The sequence below is a fragment of the Rahnella sp. AA genome (assembly GCF_002834385.1).
Taxonomy (GTDB): Bacteria; Pseudomonadota; Gammaproteobacteria; order Enterobacterales; family Enterobacteriaceae; genus Rahnella.
In genome coordinates this window covers 747,651-767,704 of sequence record NZ_PITQ01000001.1, presented here as the reverse complement: position 1 = coordinate 767,704, position 20,054 = coordinate 747,651, and the positions used below count along the sequence as shown (strand labels likewise).

Sequence of the window (20,054 nt, the reverse complement as noted above, 5' to 3'; positions counted from 1 at the left end):
AGGCCAATATCAGGTGATATTGGCCTTCTCAAACAGATATTAATGCTTCATAAAACCGCACTACTGAAATATACGGGCTTTATTTATACAGCTCAACGTTCGCACGGTTCAGGCTGGAATCACCCGGCGTTGCCACACCCACCACACGGTAATGGGTCGCGCCTTTATCGCTGGCAACCTGGTTCAGCTCGTCACGCATACTGCCCGGAATGGTATTGGGCGCACTGACAGAAACCATACCCAGTGACTGATAGTTACCGCTTTGCGCCTGCATTTCTGAAATAGGCGTGGCTGCGAGAGCTGAGAATGAAGCGACAGTAATAGCAACGGCTGTAATTGCAGGTAAGAGTTTCATAATTCGCACCTTTCTTTCGTGAGTTTCGTTAATTAATGGGAGCGGATGTCATCCGTTGAGTTAATTATCAGCGAAGCAATGAAAGGAGACGTAATGCAACGTAAAGAAATTCAACCTTTGTGGTAAAAAAAAGGAGAGAATGAAAATGAATATTTCCGGAGCGATAACCGTTGGAAAAACCGAGATATTTAATGGAGAAAGTATGGAGAGTTTTCAAAGTTATTTATAACCCGGACAACATTCGCACAAATCGACGCCAGTATGCAATCACTGTTATGATTATTTTGTATGAATTTTCTGTTGCTGTGATCACCTGCAATGTCAGAGCAACAGAGTTCGGATCACCGCGTGTGCGGTGAATCTTTGCATCATGATAAAAGGGAGTATTTATGGCGGGTGGCAGCCTTCTGGCGCTAATCGATGATATCGCATCGATTCTTGACGATGTGGCAGCAATGAGTAAAGTCGCTGCAAAAAAAACAGCCAGCGTCCTGGGCGACGATCTGGCGCTGAACGCGCAACAGGTTACCGGTGTTAAAGCCGATCGCGAATTACCGATCGTCTGGGCGGTCGCCAAAGGTTCAATGCTCAATAAAGCTATTTTGGTTCCGCTGGCGTTACTGATCAGCGCTTTCATCCCCTGGGCAATAACGCCACTGCTGATGATTGGCGGTGCCTACCTTTGTTATGAGGGTTTCGAAAAAATCGCGCATAAATTCATGCCCGGCGAACCTCATGAAGAAGTCAAACCGGCAGCAGAAATAAGAAACGACGCTGACGCCAAAAAGCAGGAAAAAGAAAAGATCAAAGGCGCCGTCCGTACTGACTTCATTCTGTCGGCTGAAATCATCGTCATCTCACTGGGCATTGTGTCCTCCGCACCTTTTATTAATCAGGTCACCGTAATGGTGTTGATTGCAGTTGCGATGACTATCGGTGTTTACGGGCTGGTCGGCGCGATTGTCAAAATTGACGACGCGGGTTTGTATCTCAGCAAACTGTCAGGCGAAAGCAGCGTGATGAATGGCGTACGCGCGTTTGGCCGCGTCATCGTGAACGCCGCACCGCTGCTGATGAAAACGCTTTCTGTCGTGGGCACAATCGCGATGTTCCTGGTGGGTGGCAGTATTATCAGCCACGGTTTGCCGTTTATGCACAGCCTGATTGAACCGCTGACCCACGGCCACGAAAGCTGGATCAACACGCTGATTACCGGCGCAACAGATTTAGTAGTCGGCCTTATCGTCGGCGCAGCCGTTCTGGCGCTGGTGATGCTTGGAAAGAAGATGTTCGGGAAGAAATAAGCATAATTCTCGCCCTCCCCTTCGCAGGAGGGCGAAACCTCTTTCAGGCACTTTACCCCTTAGAAGCCACCAGCATCATAATGTCGCTGGTAAACGAACCGTCGGGCTGGATCTCAAAGTGGCGGACCACGTCATCTGACATCACTTTTTGCAGCTCGCGGATGGCAACGGAGAAATGCTCCGGCGTGCGCATGCGGGCGATCCAGCTGGTGAATTCCAGCGGCAGGCGGTCGGTGGTGACTTCGCCGGCAACCAGGCCGGCACCGGACGCCATTTCCAGCCATTCGCCTGGAGAATAGTTGCGGACGTGCGAGGTATCGCGCAAAACCTCAACCGTTTGCAGATAGATATCCAGCAGCGGATGCCCCGGCGACACCACGTCCATCATGATAAATTTGCCGCCCGGTTTCAGCACACGCGCCACTTCACGCAGCGCCTGCCCGACATCGTGCCAGTGGTGCGCGGAATACCGGCTGATGATGATATCTGCACTCGCGCTGGCGAACGGCAGCGATTCTGCCACGCCCTGCTGAGTGGTGATATTTTCCAGCTGCTTATCTTTCGCGGCCTGCGACACCACGTCCAACATTTGCGCGGACAAATCATAGGCAATCACATTTTTTACGGCGCGCGCGGCAACAAAACTGGCGTGCCCTGCGCCACAGCCCAAATCAATGACCTGCGCATCAGGGAATGGCGCCAGTAAAACGGCCAGACGTTGTAAATCAGCGCCCTGCGAGTGAACGGCGCTTGTCAGGTAATTTTGTGCCTGTGATCCAAACTGCTTATCGACTGCCTGGCTGTGAGTATTTTTCATGTTCATCATTGCTCCTGTTTGTCTTATTTTTTTAGCGCTTTCTTTGAAAAGAACGCGACTTTCAAATGACCTCAAATTCACTATAGGCATTGTTATATACGGGTACAATATGAGCATTTATACTGGTATCAGTTACTCCCTGTTTAAGAGAAAAGCATGATTGATAACGCAGAGTCACTTACCGGCCCGAAAGCACTGGGCACCTTTTTACGCGCTCAGCGCGAACGGGTGACACCGGAGATGGTCGGATTGCCCGGATCTTCGCGCCGCAGAACCAGCGGGCTGCGGCGCGAAGAGCTGGCACAAATCAGCGGCATCAGTGCAACGTGGTATACATGGATTGAACAGGGGCGTGACGTTTCTATCTCCGCCACTACGCTCGACAGCCTGGCAAAATCCCTGCGTATGGAACCTGCAGCCCGGGAATACTTATTCAGTTTAGCGTCAGTGAAAGATCCGCAGGCATTACCGGCTTCCGGCGCCCCTGACATCAACCTGACGGCTTGCGTAAATCAGCTGACCTGTCCGGGGTATTTGCTCGACAGTTGCTGGAATGTGCTGGCGTGGAACCCGCAGGCTCAGGCCCTGTTCAGCGGCTGGCTGGGCGTCGATGAAGCGCCGAATCTCCTGAATTTTATGTTTTTGCATCCGCTGGCGCGCCAGCTGGTCACCAACTGGGCCGAACGGGCTAAACGTGTGGTGGCCGAATTTCGCGCCGAAACCAGCCATTACGCACATTCAGAAGCCGTCCGGCAGTCGGTCATCAGCCTGCGCGAACGCAGTACGGAGTTCAATCAATGGTGGACGCAGCAGGAAGTTCTGGCTCGTGAAGGGGGTGAACGGTGCTTCAATCATCCGTTGCAGGGAAAGATCAGTTACCGCCAGCAGACATTCTTCCCGGCGGGCTATGCGGAATGCAAACTGGTGATACTGGTGCCTGAGGGATGAAAAGAACGACAGACAGCCCGCTGTTTTTTCTCACATAATGGATATTCTCACCAATTGACATACAACTGCTGAATATGTGAGGCTGATTTTATTGGTTTCCTCTGCAACAGGATAATCCCCATGATGTCGCGCCAGATATATCAGGATGAAGAAATCGAAATTCGCGTCGCCACCGAGCTTGAGGCGATTATTCACCTCGCTGCGGTTAAGGCGTCCGTAAAAGAAATTGGCGCCTGGGAAAGCTGGTGTACCGATAAATATTTGCTGGAAGACAGCCATAAATATCTGGCCGACAGCGAACAAAAACGTCATCGCGGGGTAGAATTCAATTTCTGCCTGTTTGAACGTGCCAGTGGTTATCTGATTGGCTCGGTGGGCATCAACCGGATCAACCCGGAATATAAGTTTGCCAATCTCGGCTACTGGATCCGCACCGGATATACCGGCCGTGGCCTGGCTACGCTGGCGGTCAGAGCCACGGCGCGCTTCGCGTTCACAGAACTCGAACTGACGCGGCTGGAAATTGTCGCAATGGATGGCAATGACCGCAGCCGTCGTGTCGCTGAAAAAGCGGGCGCGACGTCTGAAGGTTTGCACCGCAACCGGCTTTATTATCATGGCCAGCCGCGCGATGCCTGGATGTATTCTCTCATCCCCGGCGATCTCTGAGTCTGGCTTCACAAAAAAGATAAGGCAACAGAACATGACTTTCTCTACCCATACCGTTTCTACCGACTGGCTGGCGAAGAATCTGAACTCACCGGACGTGGTCATTATCGATTGCCGTAAATCAAAACCCGGCATAACCCCCCCTGTCGATTTCCATGGTCAATATCTTGAAGCGCACATTCCCGGCGCGATTTATGTTGAAGTCGACAGTATTTCGGATTGCACAACGGGCCTGCCGCACATGATGCCGACGGCGGAAGCATTCTCGGCGTCAATGAGCCGGCTTGGCATAGCGGATACGCAAACTATCGTGCTTTACGATGAGGGGGATTTGTTCTCGGCCCCGCGAATCTGGTGGATGCTGACAAGTTTCGGCGCAAAAAGCGTGCGCGTGCTCGATGGCGGCCTGAATGCCTGGATTGCGGAAGGCAAACCCACTCAGAGCGGCGAACACACCCGCGTGCCATCGACATTTAACGCCAGACTGGTGCGTCCGGTCGTCGCCAACGCGCAACAGGTGAAAGATGCCATCGGGAAAGTGCAGATTATCGATGCCCGCTCGCTCGCACGCTTTAAAGCCGAAGCGCCGGAACCGCGTCCGGGGCTGCACGGCGGGCATATTCCTGAAAGCCTCAGCGTGCCGTTTACCGAACTGACGCAAAACGGACACATGAAAGCGCCGGAAGAACTGAAAAATACGTTTGAGCGTCTGGGCGTAAACTTGAATAAACCGGTGATCACCAGCTGTGGTTCTGGCGTGACGGCCGCAGCACTGGCGTTCGGTCTGGACTCATTAGGGGTCAAAGATGTGCTGCTGTATGACGGTTCATGGGCAGAATGGGGCGACGTGAACGAAGATTTTCCGATAGAAACGCACTGATTCCTGACTACACATGACACACAAAACCGGGCGCTGATGCCCGGTTTCTATTAGCTGACAGATTCCGGCATCAGTTCACGCACGCCAAACTCCTCCGCAATCTTTTTCATCTGCCGGATCACCTCATACGCCGGTCGCGGAACCTCGGTAAACGATTCAATCAGCAGCGGTTTGCTCACTGCTTCGCGGGAAACTTCATGCAATGCGTGTCTCAGCATCGCCAGATGTTCAGGAGACGTTTGTGCGGACGTGATCAACGGAAGCCCCGGTACGGCGGCGGTTTGCCCTACCACGGCCAGCCCGCTGATCCGTTCAGGCGCAACCCGGCGCAGAAGCTCTAAGGTCACACAGTCAATCGCCGCAATATCGGCTTTATGATGCTGCACGTACAGAAGTGATTCGAGATGGCTGCCGGTCGCCAGCGCTTCGGAGAAGAATTTTCCGTTTACGGCCAGTGGCGCAACCAGCGCACGCAGGCTGTTATAACCAGACTGAGAATCAGTGCTGTTGAAAGCCAGCCTGCGGTGGCGAAAGCTGGTCAGATGCAGGCCGCTGTGCTCTTCACGCGCCAGCAAAAAGCTGCGATAACGGAAACCCTCACAACCGGGTGCGCGGTAACTGAATGCGCCGACCAGTTGCACCTGCGGCAGACTCTCCACCAGCGGGAATCCGCAGGTCTGGCTCAGCAACAGGTCTTTATCCTGCCAGTGCGCCAGTAAATCTGTCGGCCAGCTCAGTGAAACCGGCAGCGGCGTCATGCCCAGCCGCTTCAGCTTGCCCAGCAAGGTTACGGCAAAAATTTCTACGTCCGGTGGAGAAATCGCGTACATCGGTAAAGACATCAGCATGATCTGGCAACTCCGTCAGGGGGTGTCCTGCTGATAATCATAGTCGCTGTGGCCGTTTTCTGCTGCCGGCGCTCCCGCAGCGAACGGATGCATTTCCACCGCAACAGGCGATCGCGTATGTTGCCGGAACCACTCACGGTAGCCTTTTACCACGAACCCTTCGCTGCGCCGGATATACGTCTCCCGGTCGGCAAAATACACCTGCCTCAGCGCAAACCACGGTACACCCGGCAAATCGTGATGTACCAGATGATAATTCAGGTTAAGGAACAGCAGGCGCCAGACAAATCCGGCTTCATTAAGCGTGGAGCGAGCTTCGGGCGCATGCCCGGCGCGATGTTCATAGAACGAGCGCACTTTTGTCAGGCTCAGCGCCGGGTAGCTGATTGCCAGCACAAACCAGCCAGGAGACAAACCCCGCCGCGCCATCCAGAACATTAACAGCGCCAGCAAAAATCCATGAATCAGCCACATCGCGACGGCACGCCATTCACCGCGAAAAACAGCCATCAGCGCGCCGGCCAGCGTGCTGAAAATATCCAGCAGCGGACCGAGCATCATCCGGCCAGGCAAGGTATTACGCAAATGAACCACCGCTATCATCGCGGGCGTGAGGCTTTCCCAGCTTCTGCGGCTGAAATAATAAGCTTCGGGATCGTCACCGGGGATCGTCAGATGTTCATTCTTGTGATGCTGCAAATGCGTGTCGCGGTAAAGTCCGTAGGGGTACCAGACCGCCAGCGGCAAAGTGCCAAGCAGCTGGTTCAGCCAGGCTTTACGTGTGGGATGACCGTGAATAAGCTCATGCTGCAGCGACATATACCAGGCGGTAAACCAGATAAGCAAAGGCGTGCCGAGCCACGGACCGAGGCTTCTCCAGAAGAACACCACGGAAAACCAGCCGCCGTAAATGGCGAAAACCAGGCACCACGTCGGTATTTCCAGCCGCCACCACAGGCTGCGGGAACGCGCTTTAATATCGCCCCGTTGCTGCGGGCTAAGATAGAAAGAAGAGGACGCCATAATGTGCCGGAGTAGGAAAACTTCGGCACATTATCGGATGACGATTTGCTGCCGCTAACTAACTTAAAACACTATCTATTGCCAGTTAGCGGCTAAGGCTGGTCAGCCCTGCAAGTCTTTATGTACGGCCTGAGTAAACTGCTCCATCGGGCAAAAGCCCTGCTTGTCTACTTTACAGCCTTCGATTTGCAGCGTGACGCGCTGTGGAGGATTTTTCAGGCTCAGGGCTATGTTGTTGCGGATCTGATGCGCCGTCGGGTATACATATTCGATCTTCATCAGATCTTTACCCGCGTTCTTGTCATGCCAGCGCTGGAAAACCACGGTGCCGCTGATGGGCGTCCGTTCAAATTGCCCCGGAAGCTGGTAATCCTGCGTTTTCAGTGCTGCAAGCAATGAAGCAATATTCGAATCATGCCCGACCAGCAGAGCCAGTTTTGCCTGCTGTGCGGCTTTCTCATCCGCCGTCGAAGCCTGTTTCGGATCAAGCGCGCCGGAGATGAACGTCAGCAAAGGTTTCGCCGCATTGGCAGCAATGGCCGGGGAGCCAAACAGCGTTTCGTGATACAAATTTTTGATGGCTTCCAGTTTTGTCCACTGATCTTCGGTGCTGATTTTTCCCCACGCCACGTCTTTTAACGGAAAACCTTCGTAATATTGCAGCATGAAAGCATCCGCCGCACCGGTTGCCATACGCAGCGGGCCGGTAATGCCCGGTTCTTTACCCTGCGTCAGTACCACGTCCGAAGGCTGAGATGCCAGATCACATTGCTGTTTCTCTTTGCAGATTTTGCTGTTTTTGTAATCGAGAATATTTTCGAGCAATGCGTAATTTGGCTTCAGGCGCTGGTTCAGCCCCGTCAGGCCGCCCTCGCCTGCATGCTGGCTGATGGAGTTCAGCGCACTGGTTTTGAAGCTGTCATTCACTTCAGCGGTAATGATCGGGTTAAAAACCGGATCCATCTTGCCGATCTCTACACGGTTAATCACCGGCACATCACAGCCGGGAAACGCACCGGTGGTGATATGTTTCGCGGTATCAATCGTACGCGGCAGGCTGTTGGCATAGGCGAAAACCTGCTGGGTTTCCGGGCAGCCCGCAGCAGGCAGAAGCTTATCTTTCGCCAGCCATGCACGAAGGTAATGCCCCATGTGTTCGGAAATCTGGCCGCCTTTCGGGGTCAGTAATCCCCCTTCGGTTTTCCAGACCGGCCACGTATGCGTGGTGGATTCCGCCAGCACGTCACCATAATTCACCAATGGCGCACGGATACCGTGGCGGCTGAGCACCAGCACCTGTTGCAGTTCCAGATTATCGGATTGTGCTGCCTGAGCGGCGGGCAGAGAGAGTGGTAATAAGCAGGCAAGCGCGGTTAAGGCGAGACAGCGCGATGATGTTGTTTTCACAAGTGATCCTCTTTATGAATATTCCCTGAAATAGAAAAACACCGCACTCATTCCGTGTTCAACAGATTGATAATTGCGGTGAATTTTCAGCATAGGTGAATATTCAGGAAAAGAGGGAGATCATGCTCACAACCTCGGCCTGACTGTCACAAAAGTGTAACAATAACGTCTGTCAGAACTGATATCGCAACCAGGCAAAGAACACATTCCCGTTATTGTAGGTTCCCGGAATATACGTGGCCTGGAAAGTCAGCTTGTTATAGCCGATGGAGGCCAGCGGTAAAACAATCGGAATAGGAATATACTTATAGTCATCACGCGCAGTCACCGCGGCGGTGTACCCCAGACCTAAACGGAAATCTTTATCCTGCGCAGGTGTCCATATTTTCTCCCAGCCATAGCCGCCGATCGGCTCCCATTTATTATGCGAGTCTTTAAACGCCATAAAATAAATGCCGTTCCAGTTGCCTTTCTCATCATAACGGGAAATACCGTAACCACCACCCCACGGGCGCTCGTTATATCTGTCGGTTTTCTCTTTATCGTAGGTCAACCTGTTATGCCAGGTAATAACGGGCAAATACAAGTCCTGAGAATCTGAATCATTCCAGGTAGTGGAAACCTTATCTTTAAAATCTGACCACAAGCCGGGAATGATAGATTCTTTTTGAGGCGCGTCAGGATCACTCACAGGATGAGTACCGTTGTTGACAGCAAAAACTGGCGTACAAAATGCGAGAGAAACGGTGAGACTTAAACCCCTGATTAATTTCTTATAAGACATCTTTTTAAATAGCTCCCTGACGTAATACCGTGATTATAACCAACTGCTAAAGGGAAAAAATTAAACGATATGGGAACAGGTCGTTCATAATTTTTTAATTATATGAAATATCAGTAATTCATGATTTTATTATGGGAGTAATCCTACCAATATGCCTGCCCAGTTTCGTTAAAAAAGCGTAAGGAATAATAGTAACGCATAAAAAATCCGCAGGCTCGCGCTCTGCGGATTTTGATCTCATGTGACTTCTGAATCTGCAACAGTGCAGAAATCAGCTATCAGCCAAGCTGCTTGCGCGCATTACGGAACATGCGCATCCACGGGCTGTCTTCGCCCCATTCTTCCGGATGCCATGAGTTGCTGACGGTGCGGAATACACGTTCAGGGTGCGGCATCATGACGGTGACGCGGCCTGAGAGGTTAGTGACAGCGGTGATACCGTTAGGTGAGCCGTTCGGGTTGGCCGGATAGTTTTCTGTCGCCTGACCATTGTTGTCGACAAAACGTAGCGCCACCAGATTGCTGTGTTCGATCTGCGCCAGATGCGCCGCATCGCGCACTTCCACATGGCCTTCACCGTGGGAAACGGCGATTGGCATACGTGAACCGGCCATGCCCTGCATGAACATCGACGGGCTGGCGGTCACTTCAACCAGGCTGAAACGCGCTTCAAAGCGGTCAGACAGGTTACGCACAAAGCGCGGCCAGTGTTCTGCGCCCGGGATCAGCTCTTTCAGGTTCGACATCATCTGGCAACCGTTACACACACCCAGCGCCAGCGTTTGCGGGCGGTGGAAGAATTCAGCGAACTCTTCACGCACGCGGTCGTTGAACAGGACAGACTTCGCCCAGCCTTCGCCCGCGCCCAGCACGTCACCGTATGAGAAACCGCCGCATGCGACCAGCGTGTGGAAGTCCTGCAAATCACGGCGACCGGCCAGCAAATCGCTCATATGGACGTCAACCGCATCGAAACCGGCGCGATGGAAAGCGGCCGCCATTTCAACGTGGGAGTTCACGCCCTGCTCACGCAGCACGGCCACTTTCGGACGCGCACCTTTAGCAATGTAAGGCGCAGCCACATCTTCGTCCGGCGCAAAGTTCAGTTTCACGTTCAGGCCCGGATCGAGATCATTGGTTTTGGCCTGATGTTCCTGATCGGCACATTCCGGGTTATCCCGCAGGCGCTGCATCTGCCAGGTGGTTTCTGCCCACCAGGTGCGCAACGTGGTGCGGCTTTCGCTGTACACCGGCTTATCGCCCTGCGTGATGATGAACCGGTCACCGGTTTCAGCCGTGCCGAGATAATGCGTGCAATTTGCCAGACCAAACTGTGCCAGCGTATGCTCAACGGCTTCACGGTCAGAAGCGCGAACCTGGATCACCGCACCCAGTTCTTCGTTAAACAGCGCCGCCAGCGCATCGTTGCCCAGCGCCGCGATATCCGCCGTCAGGCCGCAGTGACCGGCAAAGGCCATTTCAGCCAATGTAACCAGCAAACCACCATCAGAACGGTCATGGTAGGCCAGCAGTTTCTGTTCAGAAACCAGCGCCTGCATGGCGTTGAAGAAACCACCGAGCTGTTCGGCACTGCGCACATCCGCAGGGGTGTTGCCGAGCTGGCGATAAACCTGTGCAAGCGCCGTCGCGCCCAGCGCGTTGTGGCCGGCACCCAGATCCACCAGCAACAGCGCGGTGTCGCCTTTATCGGTACGCAGCTGCGGCGTGACGGTATGACGCACGTCTTCGACGCGGGCAAATGCGGTGATCACCAGAGACAACGGTGAAGTCATCTCGCGTTGTTCGTTGCCTTCCTGCCAGCGGGTTTTCATCGACATGGAGTCTTTGCCCACCGGAATGGTGATACCCAGCGCCGGACAAAGCTCTTCACCCACCGCTTTCACCGCTGCGTATAAACCGGCATCTTCGCCCGGGTGACCGGCCGCAGACATCCAGTTAGCAGAAAGCTTAACGCGTTTCAGGCTGCCGATTTCGACCGAGGCAAGGTTAGTCAGCGCTTCGCCAACGGCCATACGGCCGGAGGCGGCAAAGTCCAGCAAGGCGATTGGCGCACGTTCGCCCAGAGACATCGCTTCGCCGTGATAGCTGTCAAGGCTGGCGGTAGTCACCGCACAGTCAGCCACCGGGATCTGCCACGGACCGACCATCTGGTCACGCGCAACCATACCGGTCACGGTGCGGTCGCCGATGGTGATCAGGAAGGTTTTCTCCGCCACAGCCGGCAGATGCAGAACGCGGTTTACCGCTTCGGCAATCTGAATATTTTCACCGTTGAGGTCATCACCCTTCGCTTTCAGCGTGGTGACGTCACGGGTCATTTTCGGGGTTTTACCCAGCAGCACGTCCAGCGGCATATCAATCGGCTGGTTGTCGAAATGGCTGTCTTCCAGAGACAAATGCATTTCTTCTGTGGCTTCACCGATCACCGCATAAGGCGCGCGCTCACGTTTACAGATAGCGTCGAACTGCTCAAGCTGAGCCGGTGCAACCGCCATCACGTAACGTTCCTGCGATTCGTTACACCAGACTTCCAGCGGGCTCATGCCCGGTTCGTCGTTCAGGATGTCACGCAGCTGGAAGCGGCCGCCACGGTTGCCGTCGCTGACCAGTTCCGGCATGGCGTTGGATAAACCGCCTGCGCCGACGTCATGGATAAACAGGATCGGGTTGGCTTCACCGAGCTGCCAGCAGCGGTCGATCACTTCCTGGCAACGGCGTTCCATTTCCGGGTTGTCGCGCTGTACGGAAGCAAAATCCAGATCCGCATCAGACTGGCCAGAGGCCATTGAAGAAGCTGCACCACCGCCCAGACCGATATTCATCGCCGGGCCGCCGAGCACAATCAGTTTCGCGCCAACGGTGATTTCACCTTTCTGCACGTGATCAGCACGGATGTTGCCGATACCGCCCGCCAGCATGATCGGTTTGTGATAACCACGCAGCTCAGGGCCGTTGTGGCTGTTGACGTTTTCTTCGTAAGTACGGAAGTAGCCCAGCAGCGCCGGACGACCAAATTCGTTGTTGAAGGCTGCGCCGCCCAGCGGGCCGTCAGTCATAATATCCAGCGCGGTAACGATACGATCCGGCTTACCGAAATCTTCTTCCCACGGCTGTTCGAAGCCCGGAATACGCAGGTTAGAAACGGAGAAACCGACCAGACCGGCTTTCGGTTTTGCACCGCGACCTGTTGCGCCTTCGTCACGGATTTCGCCGCCGGAGCCTGTCGCCGCGCCCGGCCACGGAGAGATCGCCGTCGGGTGGTTATGGGTTTCAACCTTCATCAGGATGTGCGCCTGCTCCTGATGGAAATCGTACAGACCGTCTTTCGCATCGGCGTAGAAACGACCAACCTGCGAACCTTCCATCACGGCGGCGTTATCTTTGTACGCGGACAGCACGTAATCCGGCGTCTGTTCAAAGGTGTTTTTGATCATCTTAAACAGGGATTTCGGCTGCGTTTCGCCGTCGATAACCCAGTCAGCGTTAAAGATTTTATGACGGCAATGCTCTGAGTTTGCCTGTGCGAACATATACAGTTCGATGTCAGTCGGGTTGCGCCCCAACGACGTGAAGGCTTCCATCAGGTAATCAATTTCGTCCTGCGCCAGCGCCAGACCCAGCTTGGTATTGGCGGTTTCCAGTGCGATACGGCCTTCGCCGAGAATATCGACATGCTGAACCGGTGCAGGCTGTTGCTGCGCGAACAGCGCGCTGGCGTCTTCGAACTTGCCAAAAACGGTTTCCATCATGCGGTCGTGCAACAATGCGGCCAGCTGCGCCCATTGTTTGTCAGTCAGTTCCGGTGCCTGAACATAAAACGCCAGGCCGCGCTCAAGGCGAAGAACCTGAGACAAACCGCAGTTATGTGCAATATCGGTCGCCTTGGAAGACCACGGAGAGATGGTGCCAGGGCGCGGGGTAACCAGCAGTAAACGACCTGTTGGCGCGTGTTCAGCGAGAGAAGGACCGTATTTCAGGAGGCGTTGCAGCTTGGTTTGTTCGTCCGAATTCAGCGGCGCGCTGACATCGGCAAAGTGTACATATTCGGCGTAGATATCATTGACCGGAAGGCGGGCTTCCTGACAGCGGGATAATAATTTATTAATGCGAAAAGCCGACAAAGCGGGCGAACCACGCAGTATTTCCATAATCACAGATCTCTCGTCTTCGAAGACACTGACCACAGTGCTTCATTGGGCGCAACAGGGGGAAAACGCGGGCTATTATAAAGAAAGCTGACGGCATACGAAACCGTTTGCGTCGGTAATATTGATATTCATTTATAACCATTCAAAGTTTATGGTTAATATGAATAAAGTTGCAGACTGCCGTTTTGTTGAGCAAAATGCGTCAGCACTGGGGATATAACCATAGAAACTGCACAGCATACCGTAAAAAAACAAGAGCGCTGCAGCGAGATAACTATTTGACGCGACTAAAAATTAATTATGTTCTGATGGGGATTGCCGCCCTGTTGCTGGCGCTGGCCTTATGGCCTGCCGTCCCGTGGCACAGAGGCGAAGGCGATCAGTTGGATCAAATAAAATCCCGTGGAGAATTGCGCGTAAGCACGCTCAATTCTCCACTGACTTTTATGGAGTCCCCGGAAGGCAATCTCGGCTTCGATTACGAACTGGCTAAACGCTTCGCAGATTACCTGGGCGTGAAACTGGTTGTGAATCAGCACACCACCATCGAGTCGATGTTCGACGATCTCGACAATGATAAAACCGATATGCTGGCTTCAGGGCTGGTGTACAACAATGCGCGCCTGAAAAACTACCGTGCCGGGCCGGAATACTATTCCGTTTCTCAGCAACTGGTTTACCGGCAGGGAGCCGTGCGCCCGAAAAGTTTTGCGGATGTAAAAGGTTCGCTGGTGGTTTCTGCCGGCAGTGCGCATATCCAGACGCTTGAAGCCGCCGTAAAGAAATATCCCGATCTGAGCTGGAGCACGACGGATAAAATGTCGCCACGTGACCTGTTACAGCAGGTCGAGAATGGCAAACTCGATTATACGTTGGGTGATTCAGTCACTATTGCGCTGATGCAGCGCGTCTATCCCCGCCTCGCTGTCGCGTTTGACGCTACCGAAGACGAACCGGTCACCTGGTATTATCGCAAACAACCTGACGATGACAGCCTTTCAGCCGCCATGCTGGACTTCTTTAGCCAGATATCAGAAGACGGCACGCTTGAAAAGCTTGAAGAAAAATACCTCGGTCACGTTGGCGATTTTGATTATGTCGATACACGCACCTTCCTGAATGCCATCGACAGTACGCTGCCCGACTTACAGCCATTGTTCGAAAAATATGCGCAGAATATTGACTGGCGACTGCTGGCCGCTATCGCCTATCAGGAGTCTCACTGGGATCCGCAGGCAAAATCGCCGACAGGCGTACGCGGCGTGATGATGCTGACCCGCGCCACTGCGGGGGGCCTGAATGTCGATGACCGGACGGACGCTGAGCAGAGCATTCGTGGTGGCGCGCAATATCTATCGCATCTGATGGACAAAATGCCGGAATCTATCCCGCAGGACGAGCGGATCTGGTTTGCGCTCGCGGCTTATAACATGGGGTACGGCCATATGCTGGACGCCCGTAAGCTGACGGCGCAGCAAAAAGGCAACCCGGACAGCTGGGCCGATGTGAAACAGCGTCTGCCGATGCTGAATCAGAAGCGCTATTTCAGCCGTACCACTTATGGCTACGCACGTGGTACGCAGGCGTACAACTATGTGGAAAACATCCGCCGTTATCAGCTCAGCCTGGTAGGTTATCTCATGGAAAAAGAGAAGCAGCAGGCACAGAAAGCGGCGTTACAGGCTCAGTTGGGTCAGGGATATCCGGTCGTTGATGCAAAGGACGCTCTGTCACCGTAGCATTGCTCACCGCCGTGCAGGTTTACTCTTCAGAAGTATCACCAGCTTGCGCGGCGCGCTCTGCCAGCCGGATCGCTTTTTTCTGACTACGGCGAAAACGGAAAAACGCACTCAGTTGCTCAGCGCACTCTTGCGCCAGCACGCCGGAGACAATCTCCACCTGATGGTTCATCCCCGGATGACGCAGCACGTCTAACAGTGAACCGGCAGCCCCGGTTTTTGCATCGGACGCACCGTAAACCATCCGGCGGATCCGGGCGTGAATCATCGCCCCGGCACACATCACACAAGGCTCCAGCGTAACGTAAAGAGTCGCCTCAAGCAGACGATAGTTTTGCACAGCGTTTCCGCCCTCGCGCAATGCCATAATTTCCGCATGCGCCGTCGGATCATGATGTCCGATAGAACGGTTCCAGCCTTCGCCAATCACCTGATTGTCTAAAACCAGTACCGCACCCACTGGCACTTCGCCCTCATCCTGAGCTTTTAGCGCCAGGTTCATGGCATATCGCATCCAGCGTTCATCATCATTCATTACTGCTAATTCTGTGTCTGCCACTTCAACCTCAGTTATTTTTTACCAACAGACATTATATCGTTCTTAGGCATGCTCGCCCACGGCCAATAATCGCTATCAGACAAACAGTTCATGCAGGTAAATAGATAGCATTTTTTATGAAAAAATCCGGATTGCGCTAACTATACGAAATACCTATAAAAAAGAATAAAACCTTATTTTTTATAGTAATTATCAAAAAAATTTACCCGATAAAAACCGGGGAACATTGCGCCAGATCAATTGATGTTACCGGTAACAATATTAAGGTTTATTTGACTCTACGATGAACTGACAACAAGGAAAACGATTATGGCTACTGCAACTTTCTTTATCCCATCCGTCAACGTTATTGGTTCTGGCGCATTGAATGATGCGGCAACGGCTATCGCACAGCATGGCTTTCGCCATGCACTCATCGTTACGGATAAAGTGTTATTCGATATCGGCGTAGTGAAACAGGTACAGGAATTACTGGCACGCAACGACATTCAGAGCAGCGTTTATCACGGAACTCACCCTAACCCGACCACCCGCAATGTACGCGAAGGTCTGGAAATGCTGAAACAAAACACCTGTGACTGCGTCATTTCTCTCGGCGGGGGTTCACCCCATGACTGCGCAAAAGGCATCGCCCTGCTCGCCACCAACGGGGGCGATATTAAGGACTACGAGGGCGTTGACCGTTCTGCTAAACCGCAACTGCCACTGGTTTCCATTAACACGACAGCCGGTACTGCATCAGAAATGACCCGTTTTTGTATCATCACCGATGAAGAACGCCATATCAAAATGGCCATCGTGGATAAAAACGTCACTCCGCTGATGTCTGTAAACGATCCACACCTGATGGTTGGCATGCCGAAAGGCCTGACAGCCGCAACCGGGATGGACGCGCTGACTCATGCCATCGAAGCCTATGTCTCCAGCGCAGCAAACCCGATTACCGATGCCTGCGCGCTGAAAGCCATCACCATGATTACCGACTCGTTACGTACTGCGGTCAATGACGGCAAAAACATGCAGGCCCGCGAGAACATGGCTTATGCCCAGTTCCTGGCAGGGATGGCGTTCAACAATGCTTCACTTGGCTATGTTCATGCGATGGCGCATCAGTTAGGCGGTTTCTACAACCTTCCACACGGTGTTTGCAACGCCGTATTACTGCCATTTGTTCAGGAGTACAACGCCCGTGTCGCCAGCCCGCGTTTGAAAGATGTCGCGGCTGCCATGCATATTGATGTTAAGGGCATGACTGACGAACAAGGCGCGAAAGCCTGTATTACGGCCATTCGCCAGCTGGCGCGCGATGTAGATATTCCTGCGGGGCTGCGTGATTTGAAAGTGAAAGAAGAAGATTTTAATACGCTGGCCACTAATGCACTGAAAGATGCCTGTGCCTTCACTAACCCGATTCAGGGGACACATGAGGATGTGGTCGGGATTTTCAAAGCCGCGTTCTGATAGCGATTTCATAAAACACAATGTGTACAGGCCGGGTAACCGGCCTGTTTTTTGTCTGATATTGTGCAGCCATTATTCCAGTTGTTGTAACTCACCCTGCTTACTGACGCGAAAACGATGCTCACAAAAGAACAGTAACGGGTTGTCCTGTTTGCTGTCGCTGTATCCGCTGTAAAGTTTCAGCGGAGAACCGATCCTGTTTTCGAGCTGAGCGACTTTTTCTTCCCCCAGACAGCGCAGAGGCAGGAGCCAGCCGCCTTTACCACGCGCAATACGGCTACCGACCAGTCGCACCTGAGGCAAAAACAGCGATGTGTTATACACCTGCTGCACCAGGTTTTCCGGTGAACCGGTGATCAGCCAGACTTCAGTATCATCACTGTCGAGATATTCACGCAATCTTCGCTGCACAACCGGAAACGCTACGACTTTCTGGCGGAATGCGGTGACAAATTGCAGCTCCAGCGCTTTAAGACGTGCCTCACCGTGGCCAAAAGTAATCGACCAGAGCAGCAGGCTCATCGGCCAGCGCGCGGCGCGCCCGTGGATAAACAACCCTATAGCCACCAGCGGCAATACCGGTACGACCAGAATCAGGTTTTGTGGCATCTTTTTCAGCAGAAAACGCAGGAAAGATCCAAACATATCCTGCTGGTGCAGCGTGCCATCGAGATCAAAAAAAACTACCCGTCGATCCGGCTTCGTACTCAATCCGTTACTCCTCGGGATCGTTGAACCCCATCAGCCAGGTAAAAATAAAACCAGCCAATACCGTAATGACTAAACCGGCCAGATACAACATCACTTTGCCGGAAATAATAGTCAGCGCCAGCGGCAGCCCGGAAATCCCAAACGTGATCACCGTGGCAACTTTCCAGTAGCAGATTAGTGCACCACCGACGGCTCCGCCAAGACATGCGCCGATGAAAGGCCGCCCAAGCGGCAAGGTCACACCAAATATCAGCGGTTCGCCAATGCCGAGAATGCCCACTGGCAACGCGCCTTTAATCACTTTTTTCAGCCGTTTATTGCGGGTTTTCATGTATACCGCAATCGCCGCACCGACCTGGCCGACCCCCGCCATCGCTAAAATGGGCAGCAGCGGATTGGAACCATGAGCCTGAATCAGTTCTACGTGGATCGGCACTAACCCCTGATGTAATCCCGATAATACCAGCGGCAGGAAAGCGCCCGCCAGCACCGCACCGACCAGCAATCCGCCCTTATCGATCGCAATATTGACGCCATGTGCGATGCCGTCAGAAATAATGCCACCAAGCGGTTGCAAGATGACGATCGCCAGCGTTGCGGTAATCAGCGTGGTCATCAGCGGATTCAGGATCAGCTCCACCGATTCCGGCAGTAAATTACGCAGCCGCTTTTCAAGCCAGCACATCAGCGCCACCACAAGAAGCACCGCGATCACCCCGCCGCGCCCCGGCTGCAAAGTTTCACCAAACAGCGTAATTTGCGCCAGCGCCGGGCTGGAAAGAATACCGGCCATCACGCCGCCCATCGCCTGTGAACCGCCGAACACGCGCGCAGCATTCACGCCCACCAGGATATTCATAATGGCAAAAACCGCACCACCGAAAATCGCCAGCAACCCGAGTACATTCGGGTAATCAGTCGCAATGGAACCTGCGATATCAGGCCGTTTGAGCAGGTTAATAATGCCCATAATCAACCCGGAGGCGATAAATGCAGGGATCAGCGGAATAAACACATCCGCCAGTTTGCGTAACGCCCCGCTCATCGGCGCAGAGTATTTTGCCTTCGCAGTGGCTTTGTTGCGGGCGATATCATTCTGAACCGGCTCCCCCGCAGGGCTGAGCAATGCGCGCATGGCATCCACGACTTTGGCCGCCGCCCCAGGCCCGACAATAAACTGATGCTGCTCACCCTGTTTCAGATAGCCTTTAATACCTTCCAGTGTTTTCAGGCTGGTCAGATCCAGACGCCCGTCATCATGCACTTCCACACGTACGCGGGTCATGCAGTTTTCCAGCTTACTGATATTTCCTTCGCCCCCCACACCCTGCAGAATTTTCGAAGCCAGCAGGTGGGTTTTATCCATTGCCATCGCCATGCTTTTCTCCCGATTTTATTCCGCAAGAGCTGCGCGCAGAAAACCGTGATGTTTTTCCAGCCGCGCTTTGGCTTGCGGCGCATCAATACCCGCGAGCAGCATGAGGATTGCCGGTTTCACTTCAAAATCGGTTTGTGACAGTGCCAACTCGGCCTCATCACGCGTTGCACCAGTGGCATCAACCACAATGCGGCACGCACGGTCGACCAGTTTGACGTTGGTCGCTTTCACGTCAACCATCAGGTTCTGATAAACCTTTCCGGTTTTAACCATCGCGCCGGTTGAAATCATATTCAGTACCAGTTTCTGCGCAGTACCCGATTTGAGGCGGGTGGAACCGGTCAATGCCTCAGGGCCTACCACCGGGGAAATTGCGATGTTTGCCTCACAGGCAATCGGGGAATCGGGGTTGCAGGAAATCGCGACCGTCGCGCATCCCAGTTCCGTAGCGTAGCGCAGTGCGCCGATAACGTATGGCGTGCGGCCGCTGGCAGCAAGCCCGACGACGGTATCTTTGTCCGTCAGGTTGAGATTTTTTAAATCTTTCACGCCCAGCGTTTCACTGTCTTCTGCGCCTTCGACTGCCTTGAGCAACGCACCCGGGCCGCCAGCGATCAACCCGATCACCATACCGTGCGGGACACCAAACGTCGGCGGGCATTCCGACGCATCCAGAACCCCCAGACGACCACTGGTTCCGGCCCCAAGATAAATCAGGCGACCACCTGCGTTAAATGATGCCGTCGCTTTATCCACGGCTTTCGCAATTTCCGGCAAAACTTTCTCAATCGCTTCCGGGACGATACGATCTTGCTGATTAAAACAGGTCACCAGTTCCAGCGTGGACATCTCATCCAGATGCATTGTGTCCGGATTACGGCTTTCTGAAACCAGTGCGCCTAAGTTCATCAGACGGGTCATAACTTTCTCCTGAATTTTTAATTCAAATTTATTGCATGATATTTGAATATTTTATTCATCAATGCGAGGAATATTTGCTAT

At 53.4% G+C, this 20,054-nt stretch carries 17 protein-coding genes; 6 read left to right on the top strand and 11 right to left on the bottom strand.

The features are described 5' to 3' along the window. Positions 1–79: 79 nt before the first annotated feature. Entirely contained in the window at positions 80–355 is a 276-nt protein-coding gene (locus CWS43_RS03435) for a DUF1471 domain-containing protein (RefSeq protein WP_101075441.1), read from the bottom strand. A 389-nt stretch (positions 356–744) separates the two neighbouring features. Here CWS43_RS03435 and CWS43_RS03430 point away from each other — a divergent pair, with 389 nt between their 5' ends. Beyond that, a complete protein-coding gene (locus CWS43_RS03430; RefSeq protein WP_101075440.1) occupies positions 745–1,659 on the top strand; it encodes a DUF808 domain-containing protein in 915 nt (304 codons plus the stop codon). 52 nt (positions 1,660–1,711) lie between these two features. On the opposite strand, the gene CWS43_RS03425 is transcribed toward CWS43_RS03430, so the two are convergent. Then, a complete protein-coding gene (locus CWS43_RS03425; RefSeq protein ID WP_101075439.1) occupies positions 1,712–2,482 on the bottom strand; it encodes a class I SAM-dependent methyltransferase in 771 nt (256 codons plus the stop codon). A gap of 150 nt (positions 2,483–2,632) precedes the next feature. Here CWS43_RS03425 and CWS43_RS03420 point away from each other — a divergent pair, with 150 nt between their 5' ends. The 3 genes from CWS43_RS03420 (at position 2,633) to sseA (ending at position 4,973) form a co-directional block, all read left to right on the top strand. After that, positions 2,633–3,424, top strand: a complete 792-nt coding sequence (locus tag CWS43_RS03420) for a helix-turn-helix transcriptional regulator (RefSeq protein WP_101075438.1) — start codon at positions 2,633–2,635, stop codon at positions 3,422–3,424. A gap of 120 nt (positions 3,425–3,544) precedes the next feature. Further along, positions 3,545–4,093 carry a GNAT family N-acetyltransferase gene (locus CWS43_RS03415; protein WP_101075437.1) on the top strand — a complete coding sequence of 183 codons (549 nt, stop codon included), beginning with the start codon at positions 3,545–3,547 and terminating at the stop codon, positions 4,091–4,093. Positions 4,094–4,127: 34 nt separating this feature from the next. Then, entirely contained in the window at positions 4,128–4,973 is an 846-nt protein-coding gene (gene sseA / locus CWS43_RS03410; protein WP_101075436.1) for a 3-mercaptopyruvate sulfurtransferase, read from the top strand. A 50-nt stretch (positions 4,974–5,023) separates the two neighbouring features. Here sseA and CWS43_RS03405 read toward each other — a convergent pair whose 3' ends face one another. From CWS43_RS03405 to purL, 5 genes are all read right to left on the bottom strand, one after another. Beyond that, entirely contained in the window at positions 5,024–5,821 is a 798-nt protein-coding gene (locus tag CWS43_RS03405; protein WP_101075435.1) for a phosphate/phosphite/phosphonate ABC transporter substrate-binding protein, read from the bottom strand. 15 nt (positions 5,822–5,836) lie between these two features. After that, positions 5,837–6,844 carry a fatty acid desaturase gene (locus CWS43_RS03400; RefSeq protein ID WP_101075434.1) on the bottom strand — a complete coding sequence of 336 codons (1,008 nt, stop codon included), beginning with the start codon at positions 6,842–6,844 and terminating at the stop codon, positions 5,837–5,839. 102 nt (positions 6,845–6,946) lie between these two features. Continuing rightward, the gene (gene agp / locus CWS43_RS03395) at positions 6,947–8,251 is read right to left on the bottom strand and encodes a bifunctional glucose-1-phosphatase/inositol phosphatase (RefSeq protein WP_101075433.1); all 1,305 of its coding nucleotides are present in this window, start codon (positions 8,249–8,251) and stop codon (positions 6,947–6,949) included. A gap of 172 nt (positions 8,252–8,423) precedes the next feature. Further along, on the bottom strand, positions 8,424–9,035 hold the full coding sequence (gene pagP / locus CWS43_RS03390) for a lipid IV(A) palmitoyltransferase PagP (RefSeq protein ID WP_101075432.1): 612 nt from the start codon (positions 9,033–9,035) through the stop codon (positions 8,424–8,426). Positions 9,036–9,313: 278 nt separating this feature from the next. After that, positions 9,314–13,207: a phosphoribosylformylglycinamidine synthase gene (gene purL / locus CWS43_RS03385; protein ID WP_198555775.1), complete on the bottom strand. Its 3,894-nt coding sequence runs from the start codon at positions 13,205–13,207 to the stop codon at positions 9,314–9,316. 275 nt (positions 13,208–13,482) lie between these two features. Between purL and mltF the strand changes: the two genes are divergently transcribed. Further along, positions 13,483–14,943: a membrane-bound lytic murein transglycosylase MltF gene (mltF, locus tag CWS43_RS03380; protein ID WP_101075430.1), complete on the top strand. Its 1,461-nt coding sequence runs from the start codon at positions 13,483–13,485 to the stop codon at positions 14,941–14,943. Between the two features lie 22 nt (positions 14,944–14,965). Here mltF and tadA read toward each other — a convergent pair whose 3' ends face one another. Then, positions 14,966–15,478, bottom strand: a complete 513-nt coding sequence (gene tadA / locus CWS43_RS03375) for a tRNA adenosine(34) deaminase TadA (protein WP_101075429.1) — start codon at positions 15,476–15,478, stop codon at positions 14,966–14,968. A 333-nt stretch (positions 15,479–15,811) separates the two neighbouring features. Here tadA and yiaY point away from each other — a divergent pair, with 333 nt between their 5' ends. Next, complete coding sequence (gene yiaY / locus CWS43_RS03370) at positions 15,812–16,963, top strand: L-threonine dehydrogenase (protein WP_101075428.1); 1,152 nt, start codon at positions 15,812–15,814, stop codon at positions 16,961–16,963. A gap of 72 nt (positions 16,964–17,035) precedes the next feature. Here yiaY and yfhb read toward each other — a convergent pair whose 3' ends face one another. The 3 genes from yfhb to murQ are packed head-to-tail and all read right to left on the bottom strand — an operon-like array spanning position 17,036 to position 19,961. Continuing rightward, a complete protein-coding gene (gene yfhb / locus CWS43_RS03365; protein WP_101075427.1) occupies positions 17,036–17,674 on the bottom strand; it encodes a phosphatidylglycerophosphatase C in 639 nt (212 codons plus the stop codon). A 4-nt stretch (positions 17,675–17,678) separates the two neighbouring features. Further along, the gene (locus tag CWS43_RS03360) at positions 17,679–19,040 is read right to left on the bottom strand and encodes a PTS transporter subunit EIIC (protein ID WP_101075793.1); all 1,362 of its coding nucleotides are present in this window, start codon (positions 19,038–19,040) and stop codon (positions 17,679–17,681) included. Positions 19,041–19,067: 27 nt separating this feature from the next. Further along, positions 19,068–19,961: an N-acetylmuramic acid 6-phosphate etherase gene (gene murQ, locus CWS43_RS03355; protein ID WP_101075792.1), complete on the bottom strand. Its 894-nt coding sequence runs from the start codon at positions 19,959–19,961 to the stop codon at positions 19,068–19,070. Between the last annotated feature and the right edge of the window lie 93 nt (positions 19,962–20,054).

What these genes read in the sequence shown, in the direction of transcription:
- CWS43_RS03415 (WP_101075437.1), top strand. Translation starts at nt 3,545, where the DNA reads ATGATGTCGCGCCAGATATATCAGGATGAAGAAATCGAAATTCGCGTC.
- sseA (WP_101075436.1), top strand. Translation starts at nt 4,128, where the DNA reads ATGACTTTCTCTACCCATACCGTTTCTACCGACTGGCTGGCGAAGAAT.
- tadA (WP_101075429.1), bottom strand. Translation starts at nt 15,478, where the DNA reads ATGAATGATGATGAACGCTGGATGCGATATGCCATGAACCTGGCGCTA.
- CWS43_RS03360 (WP_101075793.1), bottom strand. Translation starts at nt 19,040, where the DNA reads ATGGATAAAACCCACCTGCTGGCTTCGAAAATTCTGCAGGGTGTGGGG.
- CWS43_RS03420 (WP_101075438.1), top strand. Translation starts at nt 2,633, where the DNA reads ATGATTGATAACGCAGAGTCACTTACCGGCCCGAAAGCACTGGGCACC.
- yiaY (WP_101075428.1), top strand. Translation starts at nt 15,812, where the DNA reads ATGGCTACTGCAACTTTCTTTATCCCATCCGTCAACGTTATTGGTTCT.
- CWS43_RS03405 (WP_101075435.1), bottom strand. Translation starts at nt 5,821, where the DNA reads ATGCTGATGTCTTTACCGATGTACGCGATTTCTCCACCGGACGTAGAA.
- CWS43_RS03425 (WP_101075439.1), bottom strand. Translation starts at nt 2,482, where the DNA reads ATGAACATGAAAAATACTCACAGCCAGGCAGTCGATAAGCAGTTTGGA.
- CWS43_RS03435 (WP_101075441.1), bottom strand. Translation starts at nt 355, where the DNA reads ATGAAACTCTTACCTGCAATTACAGCCGTTGCTATTACTGTCGCTTCA.
- murQ (WP_101075792.1), bottom strand. Translation starts at nt 19,961, where the DNA reads ATGAACTTAGGCGCACTGGTTTCAGAAAGCCGTAATCCGGACACAATG.
- CWS43_RS03400 (WP_101075434.1), bottom strand. Translation starts at nt 6,844, where the DNA reads ATGGCGTCCTCTTCTTTCTATCTTAGCCCGCAGCAACGGGGCGATATT.
- pagP (WP_101075432.1), bottom strand. Translation starts at nt 9,035, where the DNA reads ATGTCTTATAAGAAATTAATCAGGGGTTTAAGTCTCACCGTTTCTCTC.
- CWS43_RS03430 (WP_101075440.1), top strand. Translation starts at nt 745, where the DNA reads ATGGCGGGTGGCAGCCTTCTGGCGCTAATCGATGATATCGCATCGATT.